18 protein-coding genes are annotated in these 19,854 nt (G+C 54.6%); 3 read left to right on the top strand and 15 right to left on the bottom strand.

The window, feature by feature from the left end:
- Positions 1-2 precede the first annotated feature (2 nt).
- The 15 genes from rnhB to rpsB all read right to left on the bottom strand — a co-directional run bounded on the left by rnhB (position 3) and on the right by rpsB (position 15,143).
- On the bottom strand, positions 3-602 hold the full coding sequence (gene rnhB / locus PGQ95_RS17055) for a ribonuclease HII (protein WP_015368153.1): 600 nt from the start codon (positions 600-602) through the stop codon (positions 3-5).
- Positions 599-1,747 (bottom strand): lipid-A-disaccharide synthase, encoded by a 1,149-nt coding sequence (lpxB, locus tag PGQ95_RS17050; RefSeq protein WP_015368154.1) that lies wholly within the window; start codon positions 1,745-1,747, stop codon positions 599-601. The genes rnhB and lpxB overlap by 4 nt, the downstream gene beginning before the upstream one ends.
- Positions 1,747-2,535, bottom strand: coding sequence for an acyl-ACP--UDP-N-acetylglucosamine O-acyltransferase (lpxA, locus tag PGQ95_RS17045; RefSeq protein ID WP_015368155.1), 789 nt, complete (start codon positions 2,533-2,535; stop codon positions 1,747-1,749). The genes lpxB and lpxA overlap by 1 nt, the downstream gene beginning before the upstream one ends.
- 3 nt (positions 2,536-2,538) lie before the next feature.
- Positions 2,539-2,994 (bottom strand): 3-hydroxyacyl-ACP dehydratase FabZ, encoded by a 456-nt coding sequence (gene fabZ, locus PGQ95_RS17040; RefSeq protein ID WP_004145858.1) that lies wholly within the window; start codon positions 2,992-2,994, stop codon positions 2,539-2,541.
- Between the two features lie 106 nt (positions 2,995-3,100).
- Positions 3,101-4,126 (bottom strand): UDP-3-O-(3-hydroxymyristoyl)glucosamine N-acyltransferase, encoded by a 1,026-nt coding sequence (gene lpxD / locus PGQ95_RS17035; RefSeq protein WP_113374441.1) that lies wholly within the window; start codon positions 4,124-4,126, stop codon positions 3,101-3,103.
- Positions 4,127-4,129: 3 nt separating this feature from the next.
- Positions 4,130-4,615 (bottom strand): molecular chaperone Skp, encoded by a 486-nt coding sequence (gene skp, locus PGQ95_RS17030; protein ID WP_087860839.1) that lies wholly within the window; start codon positions 4,613-4,615, stop codon positions 4,130-4,132.
- A gap of 122 nt (positions 4,616-4,737) precedes the next feature.
- Complete coding sequence (gene bamA, locus PGQ95_RS17025; RefSeq protein ID WP_045390143.1) at positions 4,738-7,155, bottom strand: outer membrane protein assembly factor BamA; 2,418 nt, start codon at positions 7,153-7,155, stop codon at positions 4,738-4,740.
- Positions 7,156-7,186: 31 nt separating this feature from the next.
- Positions 7,187-8,539, bottom strand: a complete 1,353-nt coding sequence (gene rseP, locus PGQ95_RS17020) for a sigma E protease regulator RseP (RefSeq protein WP_045390141.1) — start codon at positions 8,537-8,539, stop codon at positions 7,187-7,189.
- A gap of 11 nt (positions 8,540-8,550) precedes the next feature.
- Positions 8,551-9,408, bottom strand: a complete 858-nt coding sequence (gene cdsA, locus PGQ95_RS17015) for a phosphatidate cytidylyltransferase (protein WP_087860841.1) — start codon at positions 9,406-9,408, stop codon at positions 8,551-8,553.
- Between the two features lie 12 nt (positions 9,409-9,420).
- Positions 9,421-10,182, bottom strand: coding sequence for a (2E,6E)-farnesyl-diphosphate-specific ditrans,polycis-undecaprenyl-diphosphate synthase (ispU, locus tag PGQ95_RS17010; protein ID WP_087860842.1), 762 nt, complete (start codon positions 10,180-10,182; stop codon positions 9,421-9,423).
- 266 nt (positions 10,183-10,448) lie between these two features.
- On the bottom strand, positions 10,449-11,633 hold the full coding sequence (gene ispC, locus PGQ95_RS17005; RefSeq protein WP_087860843.1) for a 1-deoxy-D-xylulose-5-phosphate reductoisomerase: 1,185 nt from the start codon (positions 11,631-11,633) through the stop codon (positions 10,449-10,451).
- A 229-nt stretch (positions 11,634-11,862) separates the two neighbouring features.
- Positions 11,863-12,420 carry a ribosome recycling factor gene (frr, locus tag PGQ95_RS17000; protein ID WP_015368165.1) on the bottom strand — a complete coding sequence of 186 codons (558 nt, stop codon included), beginning with the start codon at positions 12,418-12,420 and terminating at the stop codon, positions 11,863-11,865.
- A 150-nt stretch (positions 12,421-12,570) separates the two neighbouring features.
- The gene (gene pyrH / locus PGQ95_RS16995; RefSeq protein WP_004098747.1) at positions 12,571-13,296 is read right to left on the bottom strand and encodes a UMP kinase; all 726 of its coding nucleotides are present in this window, start codon (positions 13,294-13,296) and stop codon (positions 12,571-12,573) included.
- Positions 13,297-13,446: 150 nt separating this feature from the next.
- On the bottom strand, positions 13,447-14,298 hold the full coding sequence (tsf, locus tag PGQ95_RS16990; protein ID WP_015368168.1) for a translation elongation factor Ts: 852 nt from the start codon (positions 14,296-14,298) through the stop codon (positions 13,447-13,449).
- A gap of 119 nt (positions 14,299-14,417) precedes the next feature.
- Positions 14,418-15,143 (bottom strand): 30S ribosomal protein S2, encoded by a 726-nt coding sequence (gene rpsB, locus PGQ95_RS16985; protein WP_004858107.1) that lies wholly within the window; start codon positions 15,141-15,143, stop codon positions 14,418-14,420.
- Positions 15,144-15,465: 322 nt separating this feature from the next.
- On the opposite strand from rpsB, the gene map reads away from it, so the two are divergent.
- Genes map through dapD form a run of 3 tightly spaced genes read left to right on the top strand, consistent with a single transcriptional unit; the run spans position 15,466 to position 19,837 of the window.
- Positions 15,466-16,260, top strand: a complete 795-nt coding sequence (gene map, locus PGQ95_RS16980; protein WP_045376596.1) for a type I methionyl aminopeptidase — start codon at positions 15,466-15,468, stop codon at positions 16,258-16,260.
- Between the two features lie 57 nt (positions 16,261-16,317).
- Positions 16,318-18,981 (top strand): bifunctional uridylyltransferase/uridylyl-removing protein GlnD, encoded by a 2,664-nt coding sequence (glnD, locus tag PGQ95_RS16975; protein WP_430918808.1) that lies wholly within the window; start codon positions 16,318-16,320, stop codon positions 18,979-18,981.
- 31 nt (positions 18,982-19,012) lie between these two features.
- On the top strand, positions 19,013-19,837 hold the full coding sequence (gene dapD, locus PGQ95_RS16970; RefSeq protein WP_015368172.1) for a 2,3,4,5-tetrahydropyridine-2,6-dicarboxylate N-succinyltransferase: 825 nt from the start codon (positions 19,013-19,015) through the stop codon (positions 19,835-19,837).
- Positions 19,838-19,854: the final 17 nt, after the last annotated feature.

The following is a 19,854-nucleotide window of genomic DNA, read 5'->3' as shown; positions in this document are numbered from 1 at the left end:
ACTTAGTTGGACGCCAGGCCCAGCGCGCGTTTCACCGGGCCGAAGCTACGCCGGTGGTGCTCTGTTGCGCCGTGTTCCTGCAGTTTTTGCAGATGTACAACGGTAGGATAGCCTTTGTGCTGGGCAAAACCGTATTGCGGAAATGCAATATCCAGCGTAGCCATTTCGGCGTCGCGAGTGACTTTAGCCAGAATAGACGCTGCGCTGATTTCCGCCACCCGGCTATCGCCTTTCACTACCGCCTGCGACGGCATCGGTAGCGATGGACAGCGGTTGCCGTCGATAAGCACGAACTCAGGGGTAATACTCAGACCAGCGACGGCACGCTGCATCGCCAGCATCGTGGCATGCAGGATGTTCAGCTCGTCGATTTCATGCGGCTCGGCGCGACCCAAGCTCCAGCACAGCGCTTTGTCTTTGATTTCATCGAACAGCGCCAGGCGGCGCTTTTCGCTTAATTTTTTAGAGTCGTTGAGGCCTACGATCGGCTTGCGTGGGTCAAGGATTACCGCGGCAGTGACCACCGCGCCGACCAGCGGCCCGCGGCCAACCTCATCGACACCGGCGACCAGATGGGTATGTGGATAAACGAACTCCATCATTTTGCTAACTCCAGTACTGCGTCCGCCGCCTGCTCGTCCGCGTTGCAGCGGATCTGCTGATGCAGCGCGCGGAAAGTATCATGCATATCGTGGCTGGTTTTGCCGTCGGCCAACAGCGGCTTCAAGGCGGCGGCCAGCGCCTGCGGCTCGCATTCATCCTGCAGCAGCTCTTTCACCAGCTCGCGCCCGGCCAGCAGATTTGGCAAGGAAACATAATCGGTTTTCACCAACCGCTTCGCCAGCCAGAAGGTAAACGGCTTCATACGGTAGCCAACGACCATCGGGCATTTCGCCAGCATGCACTCCAGCGCCGCCGTCCCCGAGGCCAGCAGCGCGGCATCACTGGCGATCATCGCATCGCGCGCCTGACCGTCCAGCATGTGCACCGTCATATCCGGCGCCGTCTCCGCTTTTATTCGTTCAAACTGTTCCCGCCGTTTCGCATTGACCAGCGGCACCACAACCTGCAGGTCGGGATAGGTACCACGCAGAAGCTGCGCGGTTTTCAGGAAGTCGGCGCTGAGCATTTCGACCTCCGCGCCGCGGCTACCGGGCAGCAGCGCCAGGCAGTGAACATCATGCGGGATACCCAGACGGTCACGTGCCGCGCCCTTGTCAGGATCCAGCGGCATGGCATCCGCCATGGTGTGGCCGATGAAACGGCAGGGAACGTTAAATCTGTCGTAAAACGCTTTTTCGAAAGGCAGGAATGCCAGAACCAGATCGGTGGATCTGCCAATTTTGAAAACGCGTTTTTGTCGCCATGCCCAAACGGACGGGCTGACGTAATGAATGGTTTTGATGCCCTGCTTTTTCAGGTTACCTTCGAGGGTAATATTGAAATCAGGGGCGTCGATGCCAACGAAGACATCGGGACGCAGTTCGCCGAAGCGGCGCGTTAAATCGGCGCGAATATGCAGTAAGCGGCGCAGACGACCAAGCACTTCAACAATGCCCATCACCGCCAGCTCTTCCATTTCGTACCAGGCTTCGCATCCTTCCGCCTGCATCAGCGGCCCCGCCACGCCGACAAAGCGCGCATCAGGGACGCGTGCTTTGAGGGCGCGGATGAGACCGGCGCCAAGAATATCGCCGGAGGTTTCTCCGGCGACCAGGGCAATCGTCAGGGGACGCTGTTCGGCCATTAACGAATCAAGCCGCGAGTTGAACGGGCGAAGAAATCGACAAACGGCTGAACTTCGGGATGCTGAGCCGCCAGTTCGGCGATTTCCGGCTTGGCTTCGTCCAGCGTTTTGCCGCTGCGGTACAGCAGTTTATAGGCGTTACGAATCGCGGTAATCGCTTCACGGCTAAAGCCGCGGCGTTTCAGACCTTCGATGTTGACACCAAACGGCGTGGCGTGGTTGCCCTGGGCAATCACGAACGGCGGAACGTCCTGAGCGACGCCGGAGCAGCCGCCTACCATAACGTGCGCGCCGATGATGCAGAACTGATGTACTGCAGTCATGCCGCCAATGATGACGAAATCATCCAGAGATACGTGACCGGCCAGCGTCGCGTTGTTGGCCAGAATGCAGCGGTCGCCAAGCGTACAATCATGCGCCACGTGGGCGTTGATCATCAGCAGGTTATCGCTGCCCACCTTCGTTAATCCACCGCCCTGTACTGTACCGCGATGAATGGTGACGCTTTCGCGAATGCGGTTGCGATCGCCAATTTCCACTCGGGTCGGCTCGCCAGCATATTTCAGATCCTGGTTGACTTCACCGATAGATGCGAACTGATAGATCTCATTGTCGCGACCAATTTTTGTGTGGCCATTCACGACAACATGAGACTTCAGTACGGTGCCCTCGCCAATTTCGACGTTGGCGCCCACAATACAAAACGGACCAATGTGAACGTTAGCGCCAATGACGGCGCCTTCTTCTACAATGGCGGTAGGATGAATAAAGGCGGTTTTATCAATCACGTATCAGGCCTCCCGGCTACGCGCACACATCATCGTCGCTTCGCAAACCACTTTACCGTCAACCAGCGCAACGCCTTTGAAACGGGTCAGGCCGCGACGGGTTTTCTCAAAAGTGACTTCCATAATCATCTGATCGCCTGGTACTACCGGACGTTTGAAACGCGCTTCATCGATACCCGCGAAGTAGTACAGCTCGCCCGGCTCAAGTTTTCCAACGCTTTTAAATGCCAGAATGCCGGTGGCCTGCGCCATCGCTTCCAGAATCAGAACGCCAGGTAAAATCGGCTTACCAGGGAAATGCCCCTGGAAAAACGGCTCGTTTACGGAAACATTTTTTACTGCGCGCAGAAAACGACCTTCTTCAAAATCCAGCACGCGGTCTACCAGCAGGAACGGGTAACGGTGAGGCAGAAGTTCCAGAATCTCTTCAATGTGCAGAGTATGAGTGTCAGTAGTCAAAATACTCTTCCTGTCTAAATATACTAAAAGGCAATAATAACACGGCCTGCGGCAATCTTATTAACGAATGCAACAGGCCGGGAATGTAACGTGACCGAATGATGAATTAGTCTTGTTGATTAACCTTGCGCTCAACCGCTTTCAGGCGCTTGCTCATCTCGTCAATATTCATCACCAGCGCCGCAGTTTTACGCCACGCCTTGTTCGGCTGTAGCGGAATACCTGAGGAATAGACGCCAGGTTCAGAGATAGGACGCATAACCATCCCCATCCCGGTAACGGTGACTTTATCGCAGATTTCCATATGGCCGTTAATCACGCTGGCGCCGCCAATCATGCAGTAACGGCCAATTTTCAGGCTGCCGGCCATAATCACGCCGCCAGCGACGGCGGTATTGTCGCCAATCACCACGTTGTGCGCAATCTGGCACTGGTTATCAATGATAACGCCATTGCCGATCACGGTATCGTCCAGCGCGCCGCGATCGATGGTGGTACAGGCGCCGATCTCCACGCGATCGCCAATAATAACGCGACCAAGCTGCGGGATCTTCACCCAATTACCGCGATCGTTAGCGTAACCGAAACCGTCCGCGCCGATCACCGTACTGGACTGGATCAGGCAATTTTCACCGATCTCAATCTCATGGTAAACGGTAACGTTGGCCCATAAACGCGAGCCGGCGCCGATTTTGCTATTTTTGCCAACGAAGCAGCCTGCGCCGATAACCACGTTATCGCCCAGCACCACGCCGGATTCGATAACGGCATTTGCGCCAACGGAGACGTTGTTACCCAGCTTCGCCGTGGGATCGATCACCGCGCTTGGCGCGATGTCTTTCGCCGGCTGCGGCGTGGTATCTAAAATTTGAGCCATGCGCGCGTAGGTCAGGTAGGGATTACGCACTACCAGCGCAGCGCCGTGGGCAAAGGGTAAATCGTCCGGCGTCATCACAACGGCGGAGGCCTGGCAAGCGGCCAGGTGTTCACGGTATTTAGGATTTACCATGAAAGTAATTTGGCCTGCTTTAGCGCTCTGCATGGACGCAACGCCGGTGATGACGATATCGCCATCACCGTGTAACTCTGCATCCAACTGCTGTGCTAAGTCAGCCAGTCGAATTGAAGGCATTACTTATTTAACCTGTTTCAGTACATCAGCGGTGATGTCTTTCACATCGCTGCTGTTGTATGCGACGGCATTAGAGTCAACAACCAGATCGATGCTCTGATCTTTCGCTACGCTCTGAACGGCGGTCTGGATACGGGTAACCAGTTTGCCACGTTCTTCGTTGGAACGACGTGCGCGATCCTGCTCAAAAGCCTGTGCTTTCTGCGCGAAGGACTGACGCTGAGACATCACGTCTTTTTCCAGCTTGCTACGATCTGCGCCCGGTTTCATAGACTGCAGACGCTGCATTTTGGACTGCAGATCGCCTTCCAAACGCTGCAGTTCGCTAGCGCGGCCTTTGAACTCATTTTCCAGCGTGTTGGAAACGCCAGTTTTCTGGGCTACCTGTTGGAACAGATTGTTCATGTTAACCATTGCAATTTTATCTGCCGCCTGAGCGGAAGTTACCATTGCTAAACCCAGACCTGCAGCTAATAACCACTTTTTCACAATTGACTCCTTACCATCCCATGAGTACCCAGGGGTACCGTTATTTGCGTGGCCAGGCGATAGCATCCGCTATCGCCTACAGTCAGCGCTATACTGCACTTACATTCCGTTGTTGCCAACAATTACCAGGTTTTACCAATGTTAAACTGGAACTGCTCGGCTTTGTCTCCATCGTACTTTTTAAACGGTTGGGCGTAGGAGAAGACCAACGGCCCCAACGGCGACATCCACTGTACCGCGATACCCGCAGACATACGAATGTTGTTCGGATCGCTGTAGTCAGGCACGCCTGCGGCTCGAGTCGCCGCAGTATTTTCCCAGTTAGTATCCCACACGGTACCCATATCCCAGAAAATGGAGGTACGTACCGAGTTCGCATATTTATCGCTGATAAACGGCGTCGGGGTAATCAGCTCCAGGCTGGCGACCGCCATGGCGTTACCGCCGACCGCATCGTCTGATTTACAGTATGAACCATCAGAGTTGGAACATTCTTCGTAGTCGTTATTATCTCCGGCATAAGCCCCGGATTTATAGACCGCTTTCGGACCGATGGTGTTCGACTGGAAGCCACGCACGGTACTTGAACCACCAGCGTAGAAGTTCTCATAGAACGGCATCTCTTTGCTGCCGATACCGTCGCCATAACCCAGTCGGGTACGTCCCAGCACAACCCACTGGTGATCGTCATCGATCGGCACGTACGTCGCGGTATCCAACGTCGCTTTGTAGTATTCGTTGTCTGACCCCGGAATGGTCACTTTACCGTTCAGGTTGACGCGCGAACCTTCCGTTGGGAAGTAACCACGGTCCAGCTTGTTATAGGTCCAGCCGTAGTTAAAGGTGAAGTCATTCGCGGTAAAGCTGCCGGTGCTGTCTGACCCTACAGAGTCAAGGTAACGATCCATCGCCACCTGCGGCTGCATGTTGGACAGGGAGTTATGAACATAACCTAAACCTGCACGCAGCGAGTTGTATTCGTTGATCGGGAAGCCGAGGGTGACGTCTGTACCATAGCTTTTGTTGGTATAGTCAGACAGATCCGCGTCATTCGCATCGAAGTCGTTATAGAAGAGGCGGCCGCCGAGGCTCACGCCATCTACGGTGAAGTACGGGTTGGTGACCGACAGTTCAGCATAGGTCTGGTAGTCGTTCTTGGTCCCGTTGATGCCGACGGAGTAGCCGGTACCTAACCAGTTATCCTGCTGTACGCCCGCCTGGAAGCTGACGCCGCTTTCGGTACCGTAACCGATACCGAAGTTCAGGCTACCGGTGTTACGCTCTTTCACCTTGTAAACGACATCGACCTGATCCGGGCTACCCGGCACGCGCTGGGTATCGGTATCGACGGTTTCGAAATAACCTAAACGGTTAAGACGGTCTTTACCCTGGTCAACCAGGTCGCTGCCCAGCCACGCCCCTTCCATCTGGCGCATTTCGCGGCGCAGTACGGAATCTTTGGAGGTGTCGTTACCTTCGAAGCGAATTTTACGCACATAGTAGCGGTTACCAGCATCAACGTTAATGTGCAGCTTCACGGTTTTATCCGTGTCGTTGATTTCCGGCTGCGACTGGACGCGCGGATAGGCGTAACCATAGCGACCGAGGAGTTTCTTAATATCATTCTCCATTTTGGTCACTTTGGTGCCGTTATACAGCTCGCCCGGCTCAATTTTGGTCAGCGATTCGATTTCCGCCGAATGGCCCGCCAGATCGCCCGTTATCTGCACGCCGGAGAGCTTGTACTGCTCGCCTTCGGTGATGTTAACGGTGATATAGATGCCTTTCTTGTCCGGCGTCAGGCTAACCTGCGTCGAATCGATGTTGAAACGCGCGTAACCGCGATCCAGGTAGTAGCTGCGCAGGGTTTCAAGGTCGCCCGCCAGTTTCTGTTTCTGGTATTTACGATCGCCGACGACGTTCCACCACGGTACTTCATCGCGCAGTTGGAAGTGAGAGATCAGTTCGTCAGTGGTGAATGCGTGGTTACCGACAATGTTAATCTGCTGGATTTTCGCCGAGACGCCTTCCTGGAAAACCAGTTTCAGGTCGACGCGGTTACGCGGCAGCGGCGTCACGACAGCTTTTACGCTGGCGCTATATTTACCGACGCTGTAGTAGAAATCTTCCAGCCCTTTTTCGATATCGGCAAGCTTGGTGCGATCGAGAGATTCCCCAACGCGAACGCCGGATGCCTCAAGGTTTTGCTTGAGCATGTCATCCTTCACCGACTTGTTGCCGGAGAAGGTAATGCTCGCAATTGTTGGGCGCTCTTTCACCTGCACCAGCAGGGTATCACCATCGCGCAGGACGCGGACGTCCTCAAAGTTGCCAGTGGCAAACAGAGCGCGAATGGTGTTACTGATATCATCATCGGTCACCGTATCGCCAGGACGCACTGGCATGCTGAGGAGGGCCGCACCAACAGCGACACGCTGCAAGCCTTCGAAATGAATGTCCTTCACCACGAACCCTTCAGCACCGTATACAGTCGCGCTGCTAAACAGCAGCGACGCTATGAGCAACTTTTTCATCGCCATCGTTATTATGCGTTCTTCCTAACAAACTCTCTTACAACCGAGAGAAATCATTGAAAAGTGCAAGCCCCATTAACAGCACCAGCAGTATTGAGCCAATGCGATAACTAAAGTCTTGAACTCGCTCGGATACCGGCCCGCCCTTCAGCTTTTCAATCGCTAAAAACAGCAGATGCCCCCCGTCGAGGACGGGTAGCGGGAACAAGTTGATTATTCCGAGGTTCACGCTAATCAGCGCAAGGAACATCAGATAGTAAATCAACCCAAATTCCGCTGACATTCCAGCCCCCTGAGCGATAGAGATCGGCCCACTGAGGTTGTTCAGTTTGACATCACCGGTTATCAATTTGCCCAGCATCCTGACCGTTAACGACATCAGTTGCCAGGTTTTATCCGTGGCTTCGGCGATGGCGGCAAACGGCCCGTACTGACGCACTGTCTTGTATTCATCAGGCAGCGGGATAACTTTTGGCACTACCCCTGCAAACCCTTCAGCCTTGCCTTTTACCGACTTCGTATCCGGAGTCAGGGTCAACGACAGCGGCGTACCTTGTCTGTCGACCTCCAGAGCCAGCGCCTTGCCCGGATTGTCACGCACCAGATTAACAAACGTCATCCACTGCGTTAACGGTTGACCATCGACTTTAACGATCCTGTCTCCCGCTTGCAAACCTGCTTTCTGCGCGGCCGACTGAGATTGTACCTCAGCCAGCGCGGTATCAATCTGCGCACTACGCGGCTTGATGCCCAGCGAGGCCACCGGATCTTGCTTATCCGGCTCAAACGCCCAGTGCCGCAGGTCGAGGATTTTATCCTGACGTTGGTTCGTCCCGAAAGGGGCGACGGTAAGTATTGTTTGTTGGTCGCCAATCTTCGCGACTAACGCCATACGTACTGCATCCCAATCAGGCGTTTCGATGCCATCTATCGCTTTAAGTTCCATTCCTTTTGCAATTTGTGCTTGCGCAGCGATGGAATTGGGCGATATTTCATCAACAACCGGACGCACGCCAGGGACGCCGATGATAAACACCAGCCAGTAGGCAAAGATGGCAAAAATGAAGTTGGCGATAGGGCCTGCGGCAATGATGGCCGCGCGCTGACCAACGGTTTTATTATTGAAAGCGTAGTGACGCATTTCCGGCGCCACCGGTTCGACGCGTTCGTCGAGCATCTTCACATAACCGCCGAGCGGGATCAGCGCGATAACAAACTCGGTCCCCTGCTTATCCACGCGGCGCCACAGCGCTTTACCAAAACCAATGGAAAAACGTTCAACGCGCACGCCGCAGCGACGAGCCACCCAGAAATGGCCGAACTCGTGCACGGTGATCAGTACGCCAAGCGCAATAATAAAAGCGGCCAAATTCCAGAGAACGCTCAGCATAAAACCTTCCGTCAAATCGTCCTGAAGACTAACAACAGCAGACAAGCGAACACCGGCACCGCAGCCGTCAGGCTATCAATGCGATCTAAAATACCGCCATGTCCAGGGATCAGATGCCCGCTATCCTTGATGCCGGCTTCACGTTTAAACATACTTTCCGTCAAATCGCCCAGCACTGAAGCCAGCGCCGCCACCACCGAGCAAATCAGCAACACGGTTGGGGTGACATCCAGATGAGCCCATACGCCATAAACCCAAGAGATAACGGCTGCCGTCAACAGGCCGCCGAAGAAGCCCTGCCAGGTTTTACCCGGAGAAACCTTCGGCGCCAGCTTATGCTTTCCGAACATTTTACCGAACATGTAGGCGCCGGAATCCGCGCCCCACACCAGAATCATGACGTACAGCAACCACACCGCGCCGCTATAGTGGTTATCGGCATAATGCCATGCGCGCAGCGCCAGCATGCCCCAAAAAAACGGGACGATAGTCAGCAAGCCGAAGATCAGACGCAACGCTTTTGAATGGCGCCACAACGCCGCCGAGGCCGGATAAGAGAGGACCAGCACCAGCGCGACAATCCACCAGCCAAACGAGGCCCATAACGATCCCTCAACCATCGGTTGATGCGCGTCATAGTGGTATTCGGGCAACATAAAGAGCATCAGCGCCAACAGCAGGCCGCAAAGCACCGCGAGCCACACGCGCTGCGTCGTTGAGGTAAAACCGCTTAATTGCCCCCACTCCCACGCGGCGAGCATACAAACGACCAGGGTGACGATAGCAAAGCCCGCGGGCGGCAATAGAAAAAGCGCCGCAATAACGACGGGAATTAAAACGAAAGCGGAAATCAGGCGATACTTCAGCAAAAGTGACCCCCATCAGGCATGACTGCCACCCGGCTCTTCTGTGCCGCCAAAACGACGCTCTCGACTAACGAATGCATGGAGTGCACCTTCAAAGTCCTGTTCAGCAAAATCGGGCCAAAGAACATCCGTAAAGTAAAGTTCGGCATAGGCAATTTGCCAAATCAAAAAGTTACTTATTCGGTGCTCTCCCCCGGTCCTAATAACTAAATCAACGGGAGCCAGTTCATGCATACACACCTGCTGGCTAAGCATCTCTTCCGTGATCTCTTCAGGTTTTAACAACCCTTTTTGTACCTGTTCGGCCAGTTGACGCGCGCCCTGGACAATATCCCAGCGGCCGCCGTAATTAGCGGCGATATTCAGCGTTAACCCCGTATTGTTTGCCGTTAGCGCCTCCGCCTTACGGATGCGCTCCTGCAGCCGGGCATTAAAACGCGTCGTCTCGCCGATAATCCGCAGGCGGACATTGTGACGATGCAGGCTTTTTACTTCGCTATCCAGCGCCCAGACAAACAGTTCCATCAGCGCGCTCACTTCCTGCGCCGGACGGTTCCAGTTTTCACTACTGAATGCGTAAAGCGTTAATGCTTCAATACCATTATTCGCCGCGAAGGAGACCGCGCGACGAACAGATTTCGCTCCAGCTTTATGGCCAAAGGCGCGAATTTTACCTTGTTGTTTCGCCCAACGACCGTTGCCGTCCATGATAATGGCGACATGGCGACAACCATGTGCAGGCGACATTTTGCTGACAGTTTGATTAGCAGACAACATAACGCGTTTTAAGTCCATAATAAGGATTAGCTTAGCCACAACACACACGCCGCCGGGCAGCGCTGAATACGCATTTTTATCCGGCGCCGGAGCTACAGCCAATCGCAGAGAACAACCAAAAGCTTTACGCAAAAAAGCCGTGTCTTGCCACGGCCACCGTAATCTTTCACAACAAAATGCAACGATCGGGTGGCGCAGACTATATCACTGAAGCCCAGCGCCCACAAATATCACAACGCGTTGTAGGGACTCCCCTGCGCCATGTGTTATCGAAGTTGTCGCTGTGCGGCGACGCGTGCTTCGGCATCAATTGCAACCACTTCATCAATGCTTTGCGGTTCATTGAGCGCCATATTATCCAGCACCGCCTGGTTCACTGCCGCAATATCGGTAAAGCGGATTTCACTATTCAGAAACGCCGCCACCGAGACTTCGTTAGCGGCATTCAACGCCGTCGTCGCCGCCTGGCCGACATCAAAAGCGTCCATCGCCAACTTGAGGCACGGATAGCGATCGTAATCCGGCGCCGAGAAGCTCAGGTTGCTCAATTGACAGAAGTCCAACGGTTTAACGCCGGAGTTCAGGCGCTGCGGCCAGCCCATGGTATGGGCGATCGGCGTGCGCATATCCGGCTCGCCTAATTGCGCCAACACGCTACCGTCCTGATAGCGAACCATGGAGTGAATCACCGATTGCGGATGAATAATGACTTCCATCTGCTGCGCAGAGGCATTAAACAGCCAGCGGGCTTCGATGTACTCCAGCCCTTTATTCATCATCGTGGCGGAATCAACGGAAATTTTGCGTCCCATTGACCAGTTCGGGTGGCGGCAAGCCTGATCCGGCGTCATTGCCGCCAGCTCAGAAATCGCCGTTTCCCGGAAAGGACCACCGGAACCGGTCAGCAGAATCGACGAGACGCCGTTCTGCGTCAGGTCAGCGTATCCCAGATGGTTTTGAATTGTTTCCGGCAAACTCTGAAAAATCGCGTTATGTTCGCTATCAACCGGCAACAGTCGAGCGCCATACTGCTGAACCGCGTCCATAAACAGGCGGCCGCAGGTTACCAGAGACTCTTTGTTCGCCAGCAGTACCGTTTTGCCGGCGCGAATTGCCGCCAGCGTCGGCGCCAGGCCGGCCGCGCCAACGATGGCCGCCATCACCTGATCGACCTCATCCAGCGCCGCGACATCAGCCGCCGCCTGCTTGCCGCTCAGCACTTCGGTGCGGCAGCCCTGTTCACGCAGCAGCGTACGTAAACGCTCAGCGCTTTGCGCATCATCCATCACCGCGAATCGGGGAGAAAATTCCAGACATTGTTCAACCATACGGTCGACATTTTTCCCCGCGACCAGCGCGGCGACGGAAAAGCTTTCGGGATTATGACGCACCACGTCCAACGTGCTGCAGCCGATTGAACCGGTCGAACCGAGAACGGTTAATTGCTTCATGAGACGTCCAGAAGAATTGTGACAGGATAAAAAGCAAAACGCCGCCAGCAAGCCCTTTACGCATCAATCCTCGGGGCTAAAACGGCGGCGAATGACCTTCGGTATAAAAAGGAAGGCTACAAGGCCAGCGATTTTAACGCAATCCCAAATATTGAGCGTACGGTCTTCTGTACGGCGTTTCAGACTTTACGCAGCCCCGAATGCCCCGGGCCTGCGTAGCGGCAGAAAATCAGAACTGCATCAGTTCCGCTTCTTTCTCTGCCAGCGCCGCATCAACTTTCTTAATGGCGGCGTCAGTCATTTTCTGCACGTCGTCCTGAGAGCGGCGATCGTCATCTTCGCTGATCTCTTTCTCTTTGAGCAGAGCTTTAACTTTGTCGTTCGCGTCACGGCGAACGTTACGCACGGCGACACGCGCCTGCTCAGCTTCGCCACGCACGATCTTAGTCAGATCTTTACGACGTTCTTCAGTCAGCGGCGGCAGCGGAACGCGGATATCGCTACCCGCAGAACTTGGGTTCAGACCCAGGTCAGACGCCATAATCGCTTTTTCAACGGCCGGGCTCATAGAGCGGTCGAAGACGTTGATTTTCAGCGTACGGGAATCTTCCACCGTAACGCTTGCCAGCTGGCGCAGCGGGGTCGGCGTGCCGTAGTATTCCACGATGATGCCATCCAGCAGGCTCGGAGAAGCACGGCCCGTGCGAATTTTGCTGATTTGGTTTTTGAATGCTTCAACGCATTTTTCCATGCGTACTTCAGCATCTTTTCTGATATCGCTAATCACGTTACGAATCCTTGAAAACTTGTCTCAGACAGACCACACGGTCGCTCACCGCAAAAGTGAGCTAAGTATAGTCCGGATTAATTCAATTAACCGGGCAACTTCCCCGCTAAAGTAAAGCGGAATATTACCCGGAATTAGCGCCGACGGGAATTATTCCGTAATCAACGTGCCTTCTTTTTCGCCCATGACCACGCGACGCAGCGCGCCTGGTTTGTTCATGTTAAATACGCGAATTGGCAGTTTGTGGTCGCGCGCCAGGGTGAAGGCGGCAAGATCCATCACTTTCAGCTCTTTATCCAGCACTTCGCTATAGGTCAGCTGATCGTACATGGTAGCGGAAGGATCTTTCGCCGGGTCAGCGGTAAACACGCCGTCAACCTTGGTCGCTTTCAGAACCACGTCGGCTTCGATTTCAATACCGCGCAGGCAGGCTGCGGAGTCGGTGGTAAAGAATGGGTTGCCGGTACCCGCGGAGAGGATCACCACGCGATTGTTACGCAGCAGGCTAATCGCTTCCGCCCAGCTGTAGTTGTCGCACACGCCGTTCAGCGGGATTGCGGACATCAGGCGAGCGTTCACATAGGCGCGATGGAGCGCATCACGCATTGCCAGGCCGTTCATGACCGTTGCCAGCATGCCCATGTGGTCGCCCACAACGCGGTTCATACCCGCTTTCGCCAGACCAGCACCACGGAACAGGTTACCGCCACCAATCACTACGCCAACCTGAATACCCAGTTCAACCAGTTCTTTGATTTCCTGAGCCATACGGTCAAGTATGCTTGCATCAATACCGAAGCCTTCTGAACCCTGCAGAGCTTCGCCACTTAACTTCAGCAGAATACGTTTGTAGACGGGTTTTGCATTGGTAGCCATGTTTCTTTCCTGAGACTGTCAACGATTGAGATGAGTTAATTCTGACGACATTGTATGCCATCGTTCAGCGCAGTCACTATAAGCGATTGGCTGATTTTACAAGAGAGGCGCAAAAAGAAGCCGCCCTCAGGCGGCTCCTTTTTTTAAAAATTAAGACTGCTTGGACATCGCAGCAACTTCTGCTGCAAAGTCAGTCTCAACTTTCTCGATGCCTTCGCCCACTTCAAAGCGGATGAAGCCAGTAACGTCGGCGTTGTGCTCTTTCAGCAGCTGACCAACAGATTTGCTCGGTTCCATAACGAAAGGCTGACCAGTCAGAGAAACTTCGCCGGTGAATTTCTTCATGCGGCCTTCAACCATTTTCTCTGCGATTTCTTTCGGCTTACCGGACTGCATCGCGATGTCCAGCTGAACCTGGTACTCTTTTTCTACTACTTCAGCAGAAACGTCTTCCGGCTTAACGAATTCCGGCTTGCTTGCAGCAACGTGCATTGCCAGCTGCTTAACCAGCTCTTCGTCAGCGCCTTTAGCGGCAACCAGAACGCCGATGCGAGCACCGTGCTGGTAGCTGCCCAGAACGTCGCCTTCCAGGATAGCGATACGACGGATGTTGATGTTCTCGCCGATTTTAGCAACCAGGGCAACACGTTCTTCTTCGAACTGCGCTTTCAGAACTTCAACGTCGGAGATTTTACCAGCAACAGCGGCGTCCAGTACTTTGTCAGCAAATGCCTGGAAACCACCATCTTTAGCAACGAAGTCAGTCTGGCAGTTAACTTCCAGAATGTAACCGTAGTTGCCGTCGATTTTGGTTTTGATCACGCCGTCAGCAGCAACGTTGCCTGCTTTTTTCGCCGCTTTGATCGCGCCGGATTTACGCATGTTTTCGATTGCCAGCTCGATGTCGCCATTAGCTTCAGTCAGTGCTTTTTTGCAATCCATCATGCCTGCGCCAGTACGTTCGCGCAGCTCTTTTACCAGGGAAGCGGTAATTTCAGCCATTCTAAAATCCTCGGGAGATGTGGAAACTGCCCGGCCTGCGGCCAAACAGCATAAATTGAAAAAAGGGGCCTAAAATTGGCCCCTATTCATACACGGTACTAATAAGGGCTTAAACCTTATTATTCAGCTTCTACGAAGCTTTCTTCCGCCTGAGAAGCCAGGTCCTGAGAGCGACCTTCACGAACGGTAGCTGCAACAGCGCCCAGGTACAGGCTAACTGCGCGGATTGCATCGTCGTTACCCGGGATAACGAAGTCTACGCCGTCCGGATCAGAGTTGGTATCAACGATAGCAAATACCGGGATACCCAGGTTGTTTGCTTCTTTGATAGCGATGTGCTCGTGGTCAGCGTCGATAACGAACAGTGCGTCCGGCAGGCCGCCCATGTCTTTGATACCGCCCAGGCTGTTTTCCAGCTTGTCCAGCTCACGAGTGCGCATCAGCGCTTCTTTCTTGGTCAGCTTCTCGAAAGTACCGTCCTGGGACTGAGTTTCCAGGTCTTTCAGACGTTTGATGGACTGACGAACGGTTTTCCAGTTAGTCAGCATACCGCCCAGCCAGCGATGGTTCACGAAGAACTGGTCGCAGCTGTTAGCAGCTTCTTTTACCGCTTCGCTTGCAGCGCGCTTAGTACCAACGAACAGGATCTTGCCTTTACGGGCAGAGATTTTGTTCAGCTCAGCCAGAGCTTCGTTGAACATCGGTACAGTTTTCTCAAGGTTGATGATGTGAACTTTGTTACGCGCGCCGAAGATGAAAGGCTTCATTTTCGGGTTCCAGTAACGGGTCTGGTGACCAAAGTGAACACCAGCCTTGAGCATGTCGCGCATGGAAACAGTTGCCATGTTTAAAACCTCTATAGATTAAATTGGGGTTATGCCTCCACGTATCCCATATTACCGACCCCAAAGGGCACCCCGGAATATGTGCCGATACGTGTGTGTTATTTACACAATATGAGTATGTCGCTTACGCCCATCCTTGTGTATCTGAGATGGAACGGAAGTCCGGCGCGCTTTATACCACAAAACCTGGCCAGACACCAACTCTTGTTGACGTCGCGTGCTGTTAATGATTCTCAATTTGGCGCCAACGTACCCGGACTGTTACCATTGACAGGACTTAATCTATTATTGTCGAAAAAATCGACACTGCTGGACATATTCCATGGCTATCTCTATCAAGACATCTGAAGACATCGAAAAAATGCGCGTTGCCGGCCGTCTGGCCGCCGAAGTGCTGGAAATGATCGAACCCTACGTCAAACCGGGCGTCAGCACCGGCGAACTGGATCGCATCTGCAACGACTACATTGTTAATGAACAGAAAGCGGTCTCCGCCTGCCTCGGCTATCACGGCTTCCCGAAATCGGTCTGTATCTCTATTAATGAAGTGGTGTGCCACGGCATCCCGGATGACGGCAAGCTGCTGAAAGACGGCGACATCGTCAATATCGACGTGACCGTGATTAAAGATGAGTTCCACGGCGATACCTCAAAAATGTTCATCGTCGGCAAGCCGACTATCCTCGGCGAGCGCCTGTGCCGCATCACTCAGGAAAGCCTCTATCTGGCGCTGAAGATGGTCAAACCGGGTATTAACCTGCGCGCGATCGGCGCGGCGATCCAGAAATTCGTCGAAGCGGAAGGTTTCTCCGTGGTACGTGAATACTGCGGGCACGGTATCGGCCGCGGCTTCCACGAGGAACCACAGGTACTGCACTATGACTCGCCGGAAACCGACGTGGTGCTCAAGCCGGGTATGACCTTCACTATCGAACCGATGGTCAATGCCGGTAAGAAAGAGATCCGCAGCATGAAGGACGGCTGGACGGTGAAAACCAAAGACCGTAGCTTGTCTGCGCAGTACGAGCATACTATTGTGGTAACCGATAACGGCTGCGAAATTCTGACGCTACGCAAGGATGACACCATCCCGGCGATAATCTCGCACGATGCATAATGAAAAGCCGGCGCCCGCCGGCTTTTTTATTAGATAGCTTTTTCTTATGGTGACGCGATGAGCAACTCTTTCCCTGACACAGCTTCCCCCCTTCTGCCCATCCCGCCGGAACATCCCGTGAGCTGGCCGCAGGGCGATCTGAACTGTGCCGCAATCAAGGCGCACATCGATACCTTCCAGCACTGGCTCGGAGAGGCGTTTGATAACGGCATCGCCGCAGAGCGGCTCATCGCGGCGCGCACCGAGTTTATCGACCAGTTGCTGCAGCGGCTGTGGGTCGACTACGGTTTTGACTCCGTCTGCGACCTGGCGCTGGTGGCCGTCGGCGGCTATGGTCGCGGCGAGTTGCATCCGCTCTCCGATGTCGATCTACTGATCCTCAGCCGTAAAAAGCTGCCGGACGACCAGGCGCAAAAGGTCGGCGAACTGCTGACGCTATTGTGGGACGTCAAGCTGGAGGTGGGTCACAGCGTGCGCACTCTCGAAGAGTGTTTGCTGGAAGGACTTTCGGATCTCACCGTCGCCACCAATTTAATTGAATCCCGCCTGCTGATCGGCGACGTCGCGCTGTTCCTTGAACTGCAAAAACATATTTTTAGCGACGGCTTCTGGCCGTCGGAAAAGTTCTTCGCCGCCAAGGTTGACGAGCAGAATGTCCGTCATCAGCGCTACCACGGCACCAGTTACAACCTGGAGCCTGACGTCAAAAGCAGCCCCGGCGGCCTGCGCGATATACATACCCTGCAGTGGGTGGCCCGCCGCCACTTCGGCGCTACCTCGCTTGATGAAATGGTCGGTTTCGGCTTCCTCACCGAAGCCGAGCGCAACGAGCTTAACGAGTGCCTGCACCAGCTCTGGCGCATCCGTTTTGCTTTGCACCTTGAAGTGAATCGCTACGATAACCGCCTGCTTTTCGATCGCCAGCTGAATGTCGCCCACCGCCTCGGCTATGAAGGCGAAGGTAATCAGCCGATCGAACACATGATGAAAGATTTCTTCCGCGTTACGCGCCGGGTGAGCGAACTCAACAACATGCTGCTGCAGCTGTTTGACGAGGCGATCCTCGCGCTAACCGAGAACGAAAAGCCGCGGCCTATTGATGATGATTTCCAACTGCGCGGCACCCTGATAGACCTGCGTGACGATACCCTGTTTATGCGCGAGCCGCAGGCGATTCTGCGGATGTTCTTTATTATGGTGCGTAACAGCAGCATCACCGGTATTTACTCCACCACCCTGCGTCATCTGCGCCACGCGCGCCGCCACCTGACGCAGCCGCTGTGCTATATCCCGGAGGCGCGAACCCTCTTCCTCAGCATGCTGCGCCATCAGGGCGCGGTGAGTCGCGGTCTGCTGCCGATGCATCGCCACAGCGTGCTGTGGGCCTATATGCCGCAGTGGTCGCATATTGTCGGCCAGATGCAGTTCGACCTGTTTCACGCCTATACCGTCGACGAACACACCATACGCGTCTTGTTAAAGCTGGAAAGCTTCGCGAAAGAAGAGACCCGCAGCCGCCATCCGCTGTGCGTAGAGTTGTGGCCGCGGCTGGCCCATCCTGAACTTATCCTCATCGCCGCCCTGTTTCACGATATCGCTAAAGGCCGCGGCGGCGACCATTCGATTCTCGGCGCCGAAGACGTGCTGAAATTCGCCGAGCTCCACGGGCTCAATTCACGGGAGACGCAGCTGGTCGCCTGGCTGGTACGCCAGCATCTCTTGATGTCGGTAACCGCCCAGCGCCGCGATATTCAGGACCCGGAGGTCATTAAACAGTTTGCCGAAGAAGTGCAGACAGAAAACCGACTGCGCTATCTGGTATGCCTGACCGTCGCCGATATCTGCGCCACCAACGAAACGCTGTGGAATAGCTGGAAGCAAAGCCTGCTACGCGAGCTCTATTTCGCCACCGAAAAACAGCTGCGCCGCGGTATGCAAAGTACGCCGGATATGCGCGAACGGGTACGCCACCATCAGCTGCAGGCGCTGGCGCTGTTGCGCATGGACAATATCAATGAAGAGGCGCTACACCAAATCTGGAACCGCTGCCGGGCGAACTACTTTGTGCGGCACACGCCGAATCAGCTCGCCTGGCACGCCCGCAACCTGCTGAAGCACGATCTCAATAAGCCGATGATCCTGCTGAGTTCACGGGCCACCCGCGGCGGCACCGAGATCTTCATCTGGAGTCCGGACCGCCCTTACCTGTTCGCCGCCGTCTGCGGCGAGCTGGATCGGCGCAACCTCAGCGTTCACGATGCGCAGATCTTCACCACCCGCGATGGCATGGCGATGGATACCTTTATCGTCCTCGAACCCGACGGCAGCCCGCTTTCCGCCGATCGCCACGAAGCGATTCGTCACGGTCTGGAGCAGACGATAACCCAACGCAGCTGGGAGCCGCCGGCCCCGCGTCGTCAGGCGGCGAAACTACGCCACTTTTCCGTCGCCACTGAAGTGAACTTTCTGCCGACCCATACCGACAGAAAATCATTTCTTGAGCTCATTGCGCTCGATCAGCCAGGGCTGCTCGCCCGCGTCGGCCAGGTGTTTGCCGACCTCGGAATATCGCTTCACGGAGCGCGAATTACGACAATTGGTGAGCGAGTAGAAGATTTATTTATAATCGCCACCGCCGACCGGCGTGCCCTTAATAATGAGCTGCAACAAGAAGTGCAACAACGGTTGACAGAGGCCCTCAATCCAAACGATAAAGGGTAACGTATTTTTTTTAAGTGAATGGAAAGAAACAATGCAGCAGTTACAGAACGTTATTGAGTCCGCCTTTGAGCGTCGCGCCGACATCACGCCGGCAAATGTGGATACCGTAACCCGCGAAGCGGTTAACCAGGTTATTGCCCTGCTGGATTCCGGTGCGCTGCGCGTCGCTGAGAAGATCGATGGTCAGTGGGTAACGCATCAATGGCTGAAGAAAGCGGTACTGCTCTCTTTCCGTATTAACGATAACCAGGTTATCGATGGTGCGGAAAGCCGCTACTTCGATAAAGTTCCGATGAAATTCGCCGACTACGACGAAGCGCGCTTCCAGAAAGAAGGCTTCCGCGTAGTGCCGCCAGCGGCCGTCCGCCAGGGCGCGTTCATCGCACGCAATACCGTGCTGATGCCGTCCTACGTCAACATCGGCGCTTACGTTGATGAAGGCACCATGGTTGATACCTGGGCCACCGTCGGCTCTTGCGCGCAGATCGGTAAAAACGTTCACCTGTCCGGCGGCGTTGGCATCGGCGGCGTTCTCGAACCGCTGCAGGCTAACCCGACCATCATCGAAGATAACTGCTTCATCGGCGCGCGTTCTGAAATCGTTGAAGGCGTTATCGTTGAAGAAGGCGCGGTAATCTCCATGGGCGTGTACATCGGCCAGAGCACCAAAATCTACGACCGTGAAACCGGTGAAGTCCATTACGGCCGCGTGCCGGCGGGCTCGGTTGTCGTTTCCGGCAACCTGCCGTCGAAAGATGGCAAATACAGCCTGTACTGTGCGGTGATCGTGAAAAAGGTTGATGCGAAGACCCGCGGTAAGGTCGGCATCAACGAACTGCTGCGCACCATCGACTAAGCAGAACAAAAAGCGGG

The sequence above is a fragment of the Klebsiella sp. 141240 genome (assembly GCF_050600805.1).
GTDB classification, from domain to species: domain Bacteria; phylum Pseudomonadota; class Gammaproteobacteria; order Enterobacterales; family Enterobacteriaceae; genus Klebsiella; species Klebsiella aerogenes.
The sequence above is the reverse complement of the archived record's forward strand: the minus strand, read 5'-3'. Positions and strand labels throughout refer to the sequence as shown.

Coding starts and splice junctions, on each gene's coding strand:
- rnhB (WP_015368153.1), bottom strand. CDS start 602: ATGATGGAGTTCGTTTATCCACATACCCATCTGGTCGCCGGTGTCGAT.
- lpxB (WP_015368154.1), bottom strand. CDS start 1,747: ATGGCCGAACAGCGTCCCCTGACGATTGCCCTGGTCGCCGGAGAAACC.
- lpxD (WP_113374441.1), bottom strand. CDS start 4,126: ATGCCTTCAATTCGACTGGCTGACTTAGCACAGCAGTTGGATGCAGAG.
- bamA (WP_045390143.1), bottom strand. CDS start 7,155: ATGGCGATGAAAAAGTTGCTCATAGCGTCGCTGCTGTTTAGCAGCGCG.
- rseP (WP_045390141.1), bottom strand. CDS start 8,539: ATGCTGAGCGTTCTCTGGAATTTGGCCGCTTTTATTATTGCGCTTGGC.
- ispU (WP_087860842.1), bottom strand. CDS start 10,182: ATGTTGTCTGCTAATCAAACTGTCAGCAAAATGTCGCCTGCACATGGT.
- ispC (WP_087860843.1), bottom strand. CDS start 11,633: ATGAAGCAATTAACCGTTCTCGGTTCGACCGGTTCAATCGGCTGCAGC.
- pyrH (WP_004098747.1), bottom strand. CDS start 13,296: ATGGCTACCAATGCAAAACCCGTCTACAAACGTATTCTGCTGAAGTTA.
- tsf (WP_015368168.1), bottom strand. CDS start 14,298: ATGGCTGAAATTACCGCTTCCCTGGTAAAAGAGCTGCGCGAACGTACT.
- rpsB (WP_004858107.1), bottom strand. CDS start 15,143: ATGGCAACTGTTTCCATGCGCGACATGCTCAAGGCTGGTGTTCACTTT.
- map (WP_045376596.1), top strand. CDS start 15,466: ATGGCTATCTCTATCAAGACATCTGAAGACATCGAAAAAATGCGCGTT.
- glnD (WP_430918808.1), top strand. CDS start 16,318: ATGAGCAACTCTTTCCCTGACACAGCTTCCCCCCTTCTGCCCATCCCG.
- dapD (WP_015368172.1), top strand. CDS start 19,013: ATGCAGCAGTTACAGAACGTTATTGAGTCCGCCTTTGAGCGTCGCGCC.